We start from the raw sequence: 13,890 nt of genomic DNA on the forward strand, positions 1-13,890 counted from the left end.
GTTTCTGAAGTGAAGCAAGGGGCGCCGGCAATGGCCGGCGCCCCTTACCGCTACTGGGCCCTGCCCATGACCCGGGTGAAGGTCGCCGGGTCCTCCTCGAAGCCGTGCACGCCGGGACGGAAGCTCCACTCCCCGGAGTCGTCACGGACGAATTCCGCGATCGTGGCCGCCGTCGCGCCGCGGACCGAGCCGAAGTCGTCCTGGGCGAGCACGGTGTAGCGGTCCACCCGGATGCGCATGGCCGGATTCAGCACATCGACGAACGTCTTGTGGCCGAACCGCTGTTGGATGACGACACCGACCACCACGCGCGCGTACCGGCCGTCGAGCCGGTCCAGTTCCAGCGTCATCACCTCGTCCCAGCCGAAGCCCCTGCCGTCCGTGCTGTCCCGGTTGAGGAAGATCGTGCCGTCCGGTGAGCGGCTGTCGAAGTGCACCAGATAGGCCGGGGTCCCGTACGGATCGCCCGACAGGAACGTCGCGGCGACGAGGTCGAGATCGGTGGGCGGCTGACCCGCAGGACTGGGGTCCCACTTGAGCCCGACCTCGACCTTGCCGATTCCCTTGCTGAAACCGGTCAACAGGCTTCCCCTTCCCCCGGTGGCTGCCATGCTCCCCAACTCGGGTGCAGTCAGGGCTTCTTGTCCATCGTGCCACGCGCGCGGGGCGCATGCGCGGGCGATCTCCGCCCGAGCGTGACCGACGCCACGCCCCGTGGCCTTACGATGGCGCGGTGCTGGTCAAGTGGATTCGCTGCACCGTGGTGGACCGCCGCGGCTTCGAGCGGGGGCAGCGGAAATGGGCGGGGCTTCTGGGGGAGCCGGGTTTCCGGGGGCAGGGTGGAGGCTGGAGCCGGCAGCGGCCGGGGGTGGCACACATCTTCGCCTTCTGGGAGAGCCGTGCCTTCTACGACTCCTTCATGGCCCGCTCGCACGACCGCCTGGCGGCCGCCCAGTCCGGCACGTTCAAGGATGTGCAGGTCAAGCTCTTCGAGTACCGCTTCGATGTGAAGACGGGCTTCGAGCCGCGGTTCACCGACTCCGATCTGATCCGTGTGGCCCTGTGCCGCGTCCACGAGGGGCGCGTCGAGCACTTCACGCTCATGCAGGAGAAGGTCTGGAACCCGGCGATGGCCGGTTCGCCCGGCATGATCCGCGGCATGTTCGCCGAGGCGCCCGCACAGGAGTTCCTGGTCCTGTCGATGTGGCGGTCGGCGGCCGAGCACGGCAAGTACCGTACCGAGCGGGTGGAACGTCTCGCGCTGCGTGCCCAGACCGAGGCCGACGTCGCGGCGCTCTCCGGTGACATCGTGGAGCTGGAGCCGTCCTGGACGGTCTGAGGCCACCGTCGTACGTTTGAATACCAAACTCACCGCCTGAAGGTGCGACTCGCCGGACCCGGGAAAGGCCCTGGCGGCGAGATTCGTGTGACCTACGCCGTATGGGGCCGGTACGAGTGCTCGATCTTCCCTCGTTCGATCTAGGGTTTCGGCATGGCACGACCACGGCGCATCGTCCTTGTCCGGCACGGCGAGTCCACGGGCAACGTCGACGACTCCGTGTACGAGCGCGAGCCCGACCACGCTCTCGCGCTGACCGAGCGCGGCTGGGGGCAGGCGGAGGAGACGGGCAAGGAGCTCCGGGAGCTCTTCGGCCGGGAACGCGTGAGCGTGTACGTCTCTCCGTACCGCCGGACGCACGAGACGCTCCGCGCCTTCCACCTCGACCCCGAACTCATACGGGTCCGGGAGGAGCCGAGGCTGCGCGAACAGGACTGGGGCAACTGGCAGGACCGCGACGACGTGCGCCTGCAGAAGGCCTACCGCGACGCGTACGGCCACTTCTTCTTCCGGTTCCCGCAGGGCGAGTCCGGCGCCGACGTGTACGACCGGGTCGGCGGCTTCCTGGAGAGTCTCTTCCGTAGCTTCGAGGCCCCGGACCACCCGCCGAACGTCCTCCTGGTGACACACGGACTGGCGATGCGACTGTTCTGCATGCGCTGGTTCCACTGGACGGTCGCGGACTTCGAGTCACTGTCGAACCCCGGGAACGCGGAGATGCGGATGCTCGTTCTCGGGGACGACGGCAGGTACACGCTCGACCGGCCCTTCGAGCGCTGGCGGAAACCGGTGCCGTACTGGGCGAACCTGGGCGAACGGATAGAGTGGCAGAGCGATGACCGCTGACTCCTCTTCCTTCGGACGCCTGGAGCGCGCCCTGGCGAGCCTGCGCGGACTGGCCGTGGGGGACGCCCTGGGCTCCCAGTTCTTCGTCCCGGCGAACTACCCCCTGCTGAAGCGACGCGCGCTGCCCGCGGGTCCCTGGCAGTGGACGGACGACACCGAGATGGCCTGCTCCGTGGTGGCCGTCCTGGCCGCCCACCGGCGCATCGACCAGGATGCACTGGCCCGCGCCTTCGCCGAGCACCACGACTTCGACCGGGGCTACGGCCCCGCGGTCAACCGGCTGCTGAGACTCGTCCGGGAGGGCGAGGACTGGCGTGAACTGGCCGCAGCACTGTTCAACGGACAGGGGTCCTGGGGAAACGGAGCGGCGATGCGGATCGCTCCCCTCGGCGCCTGGTACGCGGACGATCCGGAGCAGGCGACCCACCAGGCGGAGATCTCGGCCTACCCCACCCACCAGCACCGCGAGGCCGTCGTCGGCGCCATGGCCGTGGCCGCCGCGGCGGCGCTGGCCGGCTCGCCGGACGGACCGCCCAGCCCAGAGGCGCTCCTGGACGGCGTCATCGCCCTGGTGCCGAAGAGCGCCGTCGGTCAGGGGCTCCGGCGCGCCCGGGACATGCTCGACTACGGCGACGCGGGCACCGTCGCGGCGGTGCTGGGCTGCGGACGCCGTACGACCGCCCACGACACCGTTCCCTTCGCCCTCTGGTCGGCCGCGCGGACCCTGGGCGACTTCGAGGCGGCCTTCTGGACGACGGCCGGGGTCGGCGGCGATGTGGACACGACCTGCGCGATCGTGGGCGGCGTGATCGCCTCCGGCAAGGCGGGGACACCGCCCGCCGAGTGGGTGGAACGCTGTGAGGTGCTGCCGGACTGGGTGCCGGCGGCGCTCTGACGGGTCCGACGGCCGTGGCCGGAGGGCATCCGGGTGTGATCTCGTGGCCCGAGCCGGTGCCGTTCACGCCCGGGTAGGCGGTCTTGGAAACTCTCCGTGCCTGGTGGGAACTCTGCGTAACCGTCAGCCGTTCCTCTCATGTCCGCCGTGCCGCGGCTTGCGGCGGCGGGTCGCCGGACAGGCGCAGAGCGACGGTTGGCGGGGGTGTGGAGATGGCCTACCTGATGGCGGTGCTGGTGGTGGTTCCCGTCCTGGCGCTCCTGCGGGTGCCAGCGGCCTGGGTGCGGTCGGCCGGACCGTCGCGTGTGCCGCCCATCCCCGGGCGGCGGTCCGGCCGACTGTTTCTCCGTGCGGCCGGGGACGGTTCAGCCGATGCCCGGACCCGCCACGCCTGCGAGGGAATCGAGATCGCTCTTGCGGACCCTGATCACCAGCCAGGAGGTGAGGAACGCGACCCCGGCCATCGCGGCAGCCGGCACGAAGGCGGTGGAGATGCCGTGGGCGAGCACATCGTGTCCCCAGGGCGCGGGCAGTTGGTGCGTCTTGGCGAAGTGGGCCTGCTGTCCTGGCGAGCCGTGGGCGAGGAACTTCGGCAGCTGCTTCTTCGTCTCGTCCTTGGCGGCCGAGCCGAACACCGTCGTCAGGATGGACAGCCCGAGCGAACCGCCCACCTGCTGCATGGCGTTGAGCAGTCCGGAGGCGGCACCCGCCTCGTGCTGGGCGACGCCGGCCACTGCCGTGACCGTGGCCGTCACGAAGTTCAGGCCCATGCCGAAGCCGAACACCAGCATCGGCCCCAGCACGCCGCCGAGGTAGGAGCTGTCCGGCCGGATGAAGGCCTGCCAGGTCAGCCCGATCGCCACGAGCCCCGTGCCGGCCATCATGAACGGCCTCGGGCCGAGTGCCGGAAGGAAGCGCTGGGACAGTCCGGCACCGACCGCGATCGCGACCGTCACGGGAAGGAAGGCCAGACCCGCCTTGATCGCGCTGTAGCCGAGCACGTCCTGCACGAACAGCACGATGTAGAAGAACATGCCGAACATCGCCGCGGCGAGGCTGAGCATGATCACGTACGTGCCCCAGCGGTTGCGGTCTGCGAACATCCTGAGCGGGGTGATCGGCTCCTTCGCCCGTACCTCGGTGAGGACGAAGGCGACCAGCAGCACCAGAGCCGCGCCGAACGAGCCGAGAGTGAGACCGTCCCGCCAGCCGTTCTCCGAGGCGCGGATGAACCCGTAGACGAGCGAGGCCATGCCCGCCGTCGAGGTCAGCGCACCCGTGATGTCGAAGCGCCCGGGATGCCGCTCGGACTCGTTGATGTACAGCGGCGCGAGCGAGGCGATCAGCACGCCGATCGGCACGTTGACGAACAGCACCCACCGCCAGTCCAGCCAGTCCGTGAGCATGCCGCCCGCCAGCAGGCCGATGGCGCCGCCACCCGCGGACACGGCGGCGAACACACCGAACGCCCGGTTGCGTTCCGGGCCTTCGGGGAAGGTCGTGGTGATCAGCGCCAGCGACGTGGGCGAAGCGATCGCACCGCCCACCCCCTGCAGAGCCCGTGCGGCCAGCAGCTGCCAGGGTTCCTGGGCGAGACCACCCAGCAGGGAGGCGAAGGTGAACAGGAGGATGCCGGTCATGAAGACCCGGCGCCGGCCGAGGATGTCACCGGCCCGCGCACCGAGCAGCAGCAGGCCGCCAAAGGTGAGCGTGTAGGCGCTGACCACCCAAGTCAGGTCCGTCGTGCTGAACTTGAGCGCGTCTTGAATGTGCGGGAGCGCGATATTCACAATCGTCGCGTCGAGTACCACCATGAGTTGGCAGGCCGCGATGACGGTGAGTGCGATGCCGGGATGCCCCTCCCGGCGGGCCACGCCGCGTTTTGGTTCCTGAAGCAGCTGAGAGGTCGTCACAATGGGTCCCCCATAAAGGCGTTAGTGAACGCTCGCGTTCACTGAGGCGTCCACGGTAGTGAGTCCGCAACAGTGAACGCAAGCGTTCACTTAATCCTGCGCCCCGCTTTGCGTCCCCCTGTTGCTGCGGCGTGGCGCACCCCGCCCCCGGAATCCCCGCTTCCCTTGTTGGAGGGACACAGATGGTTACCTCGCGCTGGACGGCCGCTCCCGATCGGGCGGCTTCCCCTCGTCGGCGCGGAGTGGTGCTGGAGCGCGCGATCCTCGACGCCACGCTGGAGCAGCTCGGCGAGGTCGGCTGGAAAGGCCTGACCATGGAGGGAGTCGCCGCCGGCGCGCAGACCGGCAAGGCGGCGGTGTATCGCCGCTGGCCCTCCAAGGAGGACCTTGTCGCGGACGCCCTGGTGGCCGGACTGCCACGGGTCGAGACGGCCCCGGACCTCGGCAGTGTGCGCGAGGACCTCCTCGCTCTGTGTCGCCAGGTGCGGCAGATCATGTTCTCGCCCCCGGGTGTCGCGCTGCGCTCCGTGATTCACGAGTGCGATCAGACCCAGGTGGAACGCTTCCAGGAGGTGATCGTCGGAGGAGTGGTGGAGCCGACCGTCAAACTGCTTGGTGAGGTCATCACCCGCGGAATAGAGCGGGGCGAGGTGCGTCCGGACGCGGCCAACGGCTATGTCTTCGACGCCATCCCGGCCATGATGATGTACCGCTCGAAGATGTGCGCCAGTGAATGGTGCGATCAGGATCTCGAAGAGATGATCGACCAGCTGATGCTCCCGCTGCTGCGGCCCCACGGCAGCTGATCCCCCGCGGCGGCGATCCGTCTGGCGGTGGGGCGACCGGGGTGTCGGCCGACGATCCCATCGGCGTACGCTAAGGGCGCCATGCCGTACGAACCGCCTACTCACACCGTCGAGCGCTCCCTGCGCGCCACGACCGGAGCGAAGGTCATTGCCGGTGTCGACGAGGTGGGGCGCGGCGCCTGGGCCGGACCTGTCACCGTCTGCGCCGCGATCACCGGACTCCGCCGCCCGCCCGAGGGGCTGACCGATTCCAAGCTGCTGACGATCAAGCGGCGCACGGAACTGGCGGAGGTCCTGCAGGCGTGGGTGACGGCCTATGCGCTGGGGCATGCTTCTCCCGAGGAGATCGACGACCTGGGGATGACGGCCGCGCTGCGGCTCGCCGCGGTCCGTGCCCTGGACATCCTGCCGGTCCGCCCCGACGCCGTGATCCTCGACGGGAAGCACGACTACCTCGGCACCCCCTGGAAGGTGCGCACGGTGATCAAGGGCGATCAGTCGTGTGTGGCCGTCGCGGCGGCGTCGGTGATCGCCAAGGTTCAGCGCGACAAAATGATGGCCGAACTGGGTGCCGACCATGCACACTTCGGATTTGCGGACAACGCCGGGTATCCGTCGCCCGTGCACAAGGCCGCACTGGCGGAGTGGGGGCCCACCCCGCACCACCGCTTGTCGTGGGCGTATCTTGATGCGTTGCCTCAGTGGCGGCACCTCAAGAAGGTCCGCAGCTGGGCGGACGGAAGCGTTCCGGAGATCGAGGGTCAGCTCGGCTTCGATTTCTGACGGTTCCGCTCGCACTGATGTGCCACCCGGTCACCCGCGCCGCACCAATGTTTGATAAATATCAGCTCATGCCTCTCATTCCCGAGGAGCCTCAGATTCACGAGAGTGCCCAGGGTCCCCGCGCCACTCCGGCCAGCGGCCGTACCGCGCCGACCCCCCGCCCCGTACCCGGCCCCCGCCCCGCGGCTCCGTCCCGCCCCGGTCGTCCCGGCCCTCCGCGGCCGGCTCCGCCGGTGCAGCGCACGCCGCGTGACGCCGCTTCGGCCAAGCCGGGCCCGTCCGGTCCGGCCGCTCCCGCCGCTGCGGCGGTCACCCCGCAGATCCAACTGATCCCGGCCTCGGCCGAGGGCGCGCTCGACGCCGCCGAGGAGGCGGTGGACCTGCTACTGGACTCCGGCCGTGCCCCCGGCGACGTACTCGTGATCACCACCGGGTCCCAGCACCCGTGGGCGGAGCACGAGCTGTCCTTCGGTGAAGCTTCCTACTGGGCGCAGCACGACGCCGGTGACGACGTCTTCTATGCGGACGCCGCCGTCGCCTCCCGCGCCGCGTCACGTCCCGTGGTCGTCGTGGCCGTCAACGGAGGCCCGGCTTCCGCTGCTGCCTCGGCCCTTCCGCTGGCCCACACCCGGGCCGGTGCCCTGCTGATCGTCTGCGGTGACCCGCAGCAGATCAATTCGGTACTCGGCGCGGGCGTCTGAGCCTGCTCCGACGCACCTCGGGGCACCGGGGTGACAGAGGGGACCGCTCCGCGGGAATCCGCACGGCGTGACCATTGGCATGCCCGTACCCCGGCGGCCGTTCGGCTCCTGGGCGGCTTCCCGGCACTACGCCAGGACGCCGAGTGCGGAGCAGCGGTTGCAGGGCGGAGACGGGACCCGGGCTCACGCTGCTGGGCCTGCCGATCGGGACCGCGCAGCCGCCGCCCATATGGGCAGAGCCGCGGGAACTTGGGTTGAGGCTCTCGTACCGCCCGTACGGCTCCTTGCCGGATGTCGCATGGGCGCCGGCTTGCTCGGTGGGGCACAGCCTGGTGGCCCCCGGGTCGGCTCAGCCCCGTGTCCCCCGGGCACGGTATGGCCCATACATCGCTTCGGGCACGGGCGGCCCTTGCGTTCCTCGGGCACGGTGCGGCCTGATGCGGCGCGGCGTCCTGGCGGCCGGGCGATGGGTGGTCGGCTCGCCGTCCGAAGGGCGGGGCGGTGGCCGGAAGACGGTCGGGCGTGGGCCCGGCCTCCTGCCGTGCCCCTCAGCGAGCCGCCGCGCGGCGCAGGACCTCGGAGACCGGGCCGCCGGTGCGCGATGGGAGCGGCGGGGTCTCGGACGTGGCGAAGGGTTCGGGTGCGGAGTCGGCGTTGGGGCGGCGGCCGCTGCGCCCTTCGCCGAGCACATGCCAACCGTCGTGGGTCAGTGTGATGTACGCCCCGCATCGCAGACCGTGCAGGGTGCAGGCGTCACGCAGCCCCCACATCCAGGCGCCGTCCTCCTCCGTCCAACGCGCGTCGCCCTCACGGCAGTAGACGAGGATGGCCGTGCGCACCGGGGTCCGGCGTCTCAGGTCGTGCGGAATCACCCGGCGCAGTTGGGCGAGCAGCGCGTTGCGGAACATCCAGCCGTCGGCCGGGGCCGGGCGACGTGTGAACGATGCGCTGGCGCACAGCCGCTCGTCCGGATCGAGCACTGCCACGATCGCTGTGGAGGGCCTGGGCCGATGGCGCGCATGCAGCCCGCTGACGACTTCACGGGGGTTGCGCAGCAGAGGGATTCCGGCGGCGGCCCATTCGGCCGGCTCGAGCAGACGACTGGTGGAAGCGGCGGACGCGGAGGTCGACAACGAGGCCGCCGAGGACGAGGCGAATCCGAAGGTCACGTTCCTCCCTTCGGCTACGCGCCCATACTGCGGGCGAGGTCGGATTCGAGGGACCGCGCACCGCAGCAGAGCCCAACCGATCACGGACGAGCCGTGCGGGGAGCGGACCTCAATTCTTCCTGCCGAACTTGGATGCGGCAACGAGCAATTGGCGCCACCGACAGTTATCTGGTGGTGCGTGGCTTATATCCCTACCCAAAGGTTTGCCCGATGACGCCTGAGGTGTCGGGCCGAGTCCCGTGCAGATGCCGCGGCGGGTGCGCGGTCAGCCCTGGACGGCCAGGACCAGCGGCAATACCGCCCGGGCGCCGGACCTTCTGAGCAGCCGTGCCGCGACCGCCAGGGTCCAGCCCGTCTCCGTGAAGTCGTCGACCAGCAGCACGGGGCCGCCGGCCGCGGTGAGCGCCGAAGCGAGGGCGGGCGGTACCGTCAGCGCACCGTCGAGGGCCTTCAGCCGCTGCGCGCTGTTGCTGCGCGACACCCGCGGCACGTCCTCGGCGAACTCCACGGAGCCGAGCAGCGGCAGTCGGCCGATCTCGGCGATCCGGGCGCCCAGGGAGTGGATCAGCAAGGGCCGGGTCCGCGAGGCGACGGTGACGACACCCACCGGCCGGGCCTGGGGGTCGGACGCACCCGAAGCCCAGCCGCCAGGGCCCTTCGCCCAGTCGGCCAGGACCTCGACCACAGCCCGCGCCACGTCGTCCGGCACAGCGGTGTCCGGCGCCTGGGGCGCGAGGAGCGGACGCAGCCGGTTGCCCCAGCCGATGTCCGACAGCCGACCCAGAGCCCGCCCCGAAGAGGCCTGTTCACTGGCCGGAATGCGTCCCTTGAGATCGATGCCGATGGCCGGCAGGCCCGTCGGCCACATGCGGCGGGGTTCCACCTCGACGCCGGCCCGGCCCAGGTCGTCGCGCGCGGCGTCCACGGCTGCCATGGACGTGTCGGCGGTGAAGCGCGGTCCGGCGCAGTTGTCGCAGCGGCCGCAGGGCCGGGCATCCTCGTCGTCCAGTTGGCGCTGCAGGAACTCCATCCGGCACTCGGTGGTGGACGCGTAGGCGCGCATCGCCTCCTGCTCGGCCGCCCGCTGCCGGGCCACCCAGTCGTAGCGCTCGGTGTCGTACGACCAGGGCTGCCCGGTGGTGATCCAGCCGCCCTTGACGCGGCGGACCGCTCCGTCCACGTCGAGGACCTTCAGCATCGTCTCCAGCCGGGAGCGGCGCAGCTCGACCAGGGGCTCCAGTGCAGGCAGCGACAGGGGGCCGTCCGCCCGGGCGAGGATGTCCAGAGTGCGCCGGACCAGCTCCTCCGAGGGGAAGGCGAGCGACGCGAAGTACTGCCAGATCGCCTCGTCCTCCTTGCCCGGCAGCAGCAGTACCTCGGCGTGTTCGACACCGCGGCCCGCCCGGCCGACCTGCTGGTAGTAGGCGATGGGGGAGGAGGGCGAGCCGAGGTGGACCACGAAACCGAGGTCGGGCTTGTCGAAGCCCATACCGAGGGCTGAGGTGGCGACCAGGGCCTTGACCCGGTTGGCGAGCAGATCGTCCTCGGCCTGCTGACGCTCGGCGTTCTCCGTCTTGCCCGTGTACGCGGCGACGGTGTGCCCGCGCTGTTTCAGGAACGCGGTGACCTCCTCTGCGGCGGCCACGGTGAGCGTGTAGATGATGCCGGAGCCCGGCAGGTCGTCGAGGTGGTCGGCGAGCCAGGCCATCCGGTGCGCGGCGTCCGGCAGCCGCAGCACGCCGAGGCTGAGGCTCTCCCGGTCCAGCGGCCCGCGCAGCACCAGGGCGTCCGAGGTGCCGCCGGTGCCCAGCTGCACGGCGACATCCGCGGTCACCCGGGCATTGGCCGTGGCGGTGGTGGCCAGCACGGGGACACCTGGCGGGAGATCACCGAGCATGGTGCGCAGCCGTCGGTAGTCGGGACGGAAGTCGTGACCCCAGTCGGAGATGCAGTGGGCCTCGTCCACGACCAGCAGGCCGGTCGCGGCGGACAGCTTGGGCAGCACCTGGTCGCGGAAGTCCGGGTTGTTCAGCCGCTCCGGGCTGACCAGCAGGACATCGACCTCGCCGGCCGCGATCTCGGCCTGCACGGCGTCCCATTCCTCGGTGTTGGAGGAGTTGATGGTGCGGGCGTGGATGCCGGCTCGGGCCGCGGCCTCCACCTGATTGCGCATGAGCGCGAGCAGGGGCGAGACGATCACCGTGGGTCCGCCGCCTCTGGCCCGCAGCAACGAGGTCGCCACGAAATACACCGCGGACTTGCCCCACCCCGTGCGCTGCACGACCAGGGCCCGGCGCCGCTCGGCGACCAGCGCCTCGATCGCCCGCCACTGGTCCTCGCGCAGCCGGGCCGCGCCCGTGGCATCCCCGACAAGCCGGGCGAGGACGGCGTCCGCCTGGGCCCGGAGGTCCGCGTTGCTCGTGTGCTCCATGCGTTCCATACAACAGGACGGGACCGACAAGCGGGCGGGCCGCTGCCCCCGGCTGTGGACAACCGGGACGGTTTTGACGTGTGCCTGATCCGACTTGTCCACAGGTCAAAGCGGAATCACAGAATCCGCGAGATCGTCTGCGCATGACGAATCACAGCGAAACCACCGGACCGTCCGAAAACGGCGACATCTCGGGACAGGACCCGTTCACCGGCCTGTCCGCGCACGACGCGCAGGTCACGCTGCGCACCCCCGCCGAGCTGGCCGACGCCCTGCCCTACCTTCTCGGCTACCGGCCGGAGGACAGCATGGTGCTGGTGGCCCTGCACGACCGCGAAGGCCGGGGCAGGTTCGGCGGCAGGGCCCGGCTCGGCATCCCGGCGAACGAGGAGGACTGGGAGGCGGCCGCACACCAGCTCGCGCACGGACTGGTGACCGGCAGTGAACGGCGGGGCGCCCGGCCCGAACAGATGGTGGCCTACGTCTGCCAGGAACCGGCCCCGGGAGAGTCCGGCCGCGACGTCAAACGACGGCTCGAGCGGCTGGCCCACCTGCTGCGCACCCAGTGCGGCGAGCTCGACGTGCCGGTCATCGAGGCACTGTGCATCTCCGACGGCCGTTTCTGGTCGTACTGCTGCCCGATCGACAGCTGCTGCCCCGAGGACGGCTCGCCGATGGGCCTTCCCGGCACCTCCGTCCTGGCCGCCGCGGCGACCTACGCCGGGATCCAAGTGCGCGGCACGCTCAGGGAGTTGCGGGCCAGGCTGCAGCCCTGGGAGACCACCGCGGCCCTGGAGCAGGAGATCGCCCTGGACGCGGCCGGTATGACCCTGGTGCCCCGGATTCTCGACGAGGCGTCCCGCGCGGAAGTCGCGGAGGAGACCCTGGGTCTCGCCGAGCGCGTCATCCACCGCTTCGCCGCCGCGGCACCGGTGTCCGGCACGCATCCGGCGGACCTGCGCGACGACCGCCTGCTCGCACATGACGAGGCGGCGACTCTGATCCTCGGCCTTCAGGACCGCACGACCCGCGACCGGGCGGCCGCATGGATGGAGGGCGACGAGGCGGTTCCGGCCCTCCGGCTCTGGCGGGCCCTGGCCCGTCGCTGCGTCGGGCCCTACGGCGAGCACGCCGCGGCCCCGCTGACCCTGGCCGGCTGGGTCGCCTGGTCGACAGGTGACGAGTTGGAGGCCCGTGAGGCGCTGGCCATGGCGTTGGGCGCGGATCCCGACTATCTGTTCGCCCGGCTGTTGCACCAGGCCTGCAACGAAGGCCTCGACCCGGAAGCGGTCCGCCGCTGCCTGCGCGCCGACCGGGCGGGGCGTACGCCGGCGGAGACCGGCTCACAGCCGGACATGGACGAGAAGACGGCCCGTGCCGAGCTCCCGGCAACCGATGACGCGACAGGTACCGCCCGAGAGGACGATCAGGGCGGCGCCGAAGCGGGCCGAGAGACAGGCACGCGCCGACGGCGCCGGGTGCGACCGGCCGACGGCGGCGATGCCCCTCGCGCGGCCAGGCCCACGGGCGGACGGCGGCGGCCGGCCGGCTCCCATCACGGTCCGTCGACGGCCGAATCCTCACGCCCCGGCGGCCGCGGCCTCGGCAGCGCGCGCACGCGTGCGGCGGAAGGCACTACGACCGGCGCAGCCCTGTCGAAGAACGACCACCGGAAGCCCGAAAGGGAGGGGTGATCGCCGTGCGAGGGAGTGCCGGCGGGTACCTGGTCGAACGTCTGCCCAGGGAAGGCGTCCGGCGTATCGACGGAGTCCGCGGGGTGCGGTGCCCGCTCTCGGAGGCTGCTCGGGAACCGATCTCGCGCGAGCCGGTGCAGCGGCCACGACGGTGGCGCACTTCTCGGCGGCCTGGCCGACCGCGGCCACTCGGCCTGACCGGGCTCCGAGTCGCCGGCGCCCCGTTCGCCGTGCGCATCAGCCGGCTGGGGCTCGTCATGGTCGAGGAAGCGGCGGAAGGTCTGCAGCTGGGAGTGTGACCTCGTACGACACGACGGAAGCCAAGAACAGGAGCCGGTCCTGCACGCGATACCAGAACGAAGCGGAATCACCATCGATGCGGCCGGGGAAGGGAGTGTTTATCGTCAGGCAGACGACTATGATCGCGGCATGCCCTACGACCCGTCAGCCTTTCCGCCCTTCGCCGTCACCGTGGACCTGGTCGTGCTGACCGTGCGCCGCCATGCCCTGTGTGCGCTGGCGGTTCGCAGGGGCGAGCCCCCGTTCCAAGGGCGCTGGGCGCTGCCCGGAGGCTTCGTGCGGGCCGACGAGGACCTCTCACAGGCGGCGGCTCGTGAGCTCGCCGAGGAGACCGGGCTGTGTGCACACGACCCCTCGGCCCCGGCCCAGGGCAACGGGGCTCATCTCGAGCAGCTCGCCACCTACGGGGATCCCAAGCGGGACCCGCGCATGCGTGTGGTGAGCGTCGCGCACCTCGCGCTCGCGCCCGACCTGCCCGCCCCGCGTGCGGGAGGCGACGCCAGCAACGCGCGCTGGGCACCGGTCGAGGAACTGCTGCAGCAGGGCGGTTACGGCCGTGACGGCGAACCCGTGGCGCCGCTCGCCTTCGATCACGCCCAGATCCTCGCCGACGGCGTGGAACGGGCCCGGTCCAAGATCGAGTACTCGTCGCTGGCCACCGCGTTCTGCCCGAGCGAGTTCACCGTCGGCGAGTTGCGACGGGTGTACGAGGCGGTGTGGGGAGTGGCCCTCGACCCGCGCAACTTCCACCGCAAGGTCACCGGAACCCCCGGATTCCTCGTTCCCACCGGAGGAACGACCACGCGCCAGGGCGGCCGGCCGGCGCAGCTCTTCCGGGCGGGCGGCGCCACCCTGCTCAATCCGCCGATGCTGCGCCCCGAGGTCTGAGAAGCGCAGACGGTCGGCCGCGCGGACGATCAGGTGGGCCGACCGCGGAGGAGGGGCGCCGCATCCCTCGAACGGCGCATCTGAACCAGGTTGATCGGCAGCACGTGTGGTATTGGATCGGGTGA

General features: G+C 71.0%; 12 protein-coding genes. 8 read left to right on the plus strand and 4 right to left on the minus strand.

Going from position 1 to position 13,890, the window contains the following annotated elements:
- Positions 1–50: 50 nt before the first annotated feature.
- A complete protein-coding gene (locus tag ACZ5NH_RS28410; protein WP_468779159.1) occupies positions 51–581 on the minus strand; it encodes a TerD family protein in 531 nt (176 codons plus the stop codon).
- A 152-nt stretch (positions 582–733) separates the two neighbouring features.
- Here ACZ5NH_RS28410 and ACZ5NH_RS28415 point away from each other — a divergent pair, with 152 nt between their 5' ends.
- The 3 genes from ACZ5NH_RS28415 (at position 734) to ACZ5NH_RS28425 (ending at position 3,080) form a co-directional block, all read left to right on the plus strand.
- Positions 734–1,339: a YdbC family protein gene (locus ACZ5NH_RS28415; protein ID WP_468779161.1), complete on the plus strand. Its 606-nt coding sequence runs from the start codon at positions 734–736 to the stop codon at positions 1,337–1,339.
- Between the two features lie 153 nt (positions 1,340–1,492).
- Entirely contained in the window at positions 1,493–2,185 is a 693-nt protein-coding gene (locus tag ACZ5NH_RS28420) for a histidine phosphatase family protein (RefSeq protein WP_451555869.1), read from the plus strand.
- A complete protein-coding gene (locus ACZ5NH_RS28425; protein WP_468779163.1) occupies positions 2,175–3,080 on the plus strand; it encodes an ADP-ribosylglycohydrolase family protein in 906 nt (301 codons plus the stop codon). Before ACZ5NH_RS28420 ends, ACZ5NH_RS28425 begins: the two co-directional genes overlap by 11 nt.
- Before the next feature lie 365 nt (positions 3,081–3,445).
- Here ACZ5NH_RS28425 and ACZ5NH_RS28430 read toward each other — a convergent pair whose 3' ends face one another.
- Complete coding sequence (locus ACZ5NH_RS28430) at positions 3,446–4,993, minus strand: MFS transporter (RefSeq protein WP_388635750.1); 1,548 nt, start codon at positions 4,991–4,993, stop codon at positions 3,446–3,448.
- A 182-nt stretch (positions 4,994–5,175) separates the two neighbouring features.
- On the opposite strand from ACZ5NH_RS28430, the gene ACZ5NH_RS28435 reads away from it, so the two are divergent.
- From ACZ5NH_RS28435 to ACZ5NH_RS28445, 3 genes are all read left to right on the plus strand, one after another.
- Complete coding sequence (locus tag ACZ5NH_RS28435; protein ID WP_468779165.1) at positions 5,176–5,799, plus strand: TetR/AcrR family transcriptional regulator; 624 nt, start codon at positions 5,176–5,178, stop codon at positions 5,797–5,799.
- Between the two features lie 81 nt (positions 5,800–5,880).
- Positions 5,881–6,582 (plus strand): ribonuclease HII, encoded by a 702-nt coding sequence (locus tag ACZ5NH_RS28440; RefSeq protein WP_468779167.1) that lies wholly within the window; start codon positions 5,881–5,883, stop codon positions 6,580–6,582.
- 68 nt (positions 6,583–6,650) lie between these two features.
- Positions 6,651–7,283: a hypothetical protein gene (locus ACZ5NH_RS28445; RefSeq protein WP_468779169.1), complete on the plus strand. Its 633-nt coding sequence runs from the start codon at positions 6,651–6,653 to the stop codon at positions 7,281–7,283.
- 548 nt (positions 7,284–7,831) lie between these two features.
- Here ACZ5NH_RS28445 and ACZ5NH_RS28450 read toward each other — a convergent pair.
- The gene (locus ACZ5NH_RS28450) at positions 7,832–8,452 is read right to left on the minus strand and encodes a hypothetical protein (protein ID WP_388635758.1); all 621 of its coding nucleotides are present in this window, start codon (positions 8,450–8,452) and stop codon (positions 7,832–7,834) included.
- A gap of 265 nt (positions 8,453–8,717) precedes the next feature.
- Positions 8,718–10,883, minus strand: coding sequence for a RecQ family ATP-dependent DNA helicase (locus tag ACZ5NH_RS28455; RefSeq protein ID WP_468779171.1), 2,166 nt, complete (start codon positions 10,881–10,883; stop codon positions 8,718–8,720).
- A 143-nt stretch (positions 10,884–11,026) separates the two neighbouring features.
- On the opposite strand from ACZ5NH_RS28455, the gene ACZ5NH_RS28460 reads away from it, so the two are divergent.
- Together ACZ5NH_RS28460 and ACZ5NH_RS28465 are read left to right on the plus strand one after the other, a co-directional pair.
- On the plus strand, positions 11,027–12,577 hold the full coding sequence (locus ACZ5NH_RS28460) for a DUF4192 domain-containing protein (protein ID WP_468779173.1): 1,551 nt from the start codon (positions 11,027–11,029) through the stop codon (positions 12,575–12,577).
- Positions 12,578–13,006: 429 nt separating this feature from the next.
- Complete coding sequence (locus ACZ5NH_RS28465; RefSeq protein ID WP_388624936.1) at positions 13,007–13,765, plus strand: NUDIX hydrolase; 759 nt, start codon at positions 13,007–13,009, stop codon at positions 13,763–13,765.
- Positions 13,766–13,890 lie beyond the last annotated feature (125 nt).

Source organism: Streptomyces sp. NPDC031426 (genome assembly GCF_055581585.1).

Bases quoted from the DNA above. Each gene is read 5' to 3' on its own strand.
- ACZ5NH_RS28425 (WP_468779163.1), top strand. From the start codon at position 2,175: ATGACCGCTGACTCCTCTTCCTTCGGACGCCTGGAGCGCGCCCTGGCG.
- ACZ5NH_RS28420 (WP_451555869.1), top strand. From the start codon at position 1,493: ATGGCACGACCACGGCGCATCGTCCTTGTCCGGCACGGCGAGTCCACG.
- ACZ5NH_RS28440 (WP_468779167.1), top strand. From the start codon at position 5,881: ATGCCGTACGAACCGCCTACTCACACCGTCGAGCGCTCCCTGCGCGCC.
- ACZ5NH_RS28465 (WP_388624936.1), top strand. From the start codon at position 13,007: ATGCCCTACGACCCGTCAGCCTTTCCGCCCTTCGCCGTCACCGTGGAC.
- ACZ5NH_RS28460 (WP_468779173.1), top strand. From the start codon at position 11,027: ATGACGAATCACAGCGAAACCACCGGACCGTCCGAAAACGGCGACATC.
- ACZ5NH_RS28445 (WP_468779169.1), top strand. From the start codon at position 6,651: ATGCCTCTCATTCCCGAGGAGCCTCAGATTCACGAGAGTGCCCAGGGT.
- ACZ5NH_RS28435 (WP_468779165.1), top strand. From the start codon at position 5,176: ATGGTTACCTCGCGCTGGACGGCCGCTCCCGATCGGGCGGCTTCCCCT.
- ACZ5NH_RS28455 (WP_468779171.1), bottom strand. From the start codon at position 10,883: ATGGAGCACACGAGCAACGCGGACCTCCGGGCCCAGGCGGACGCCGTC.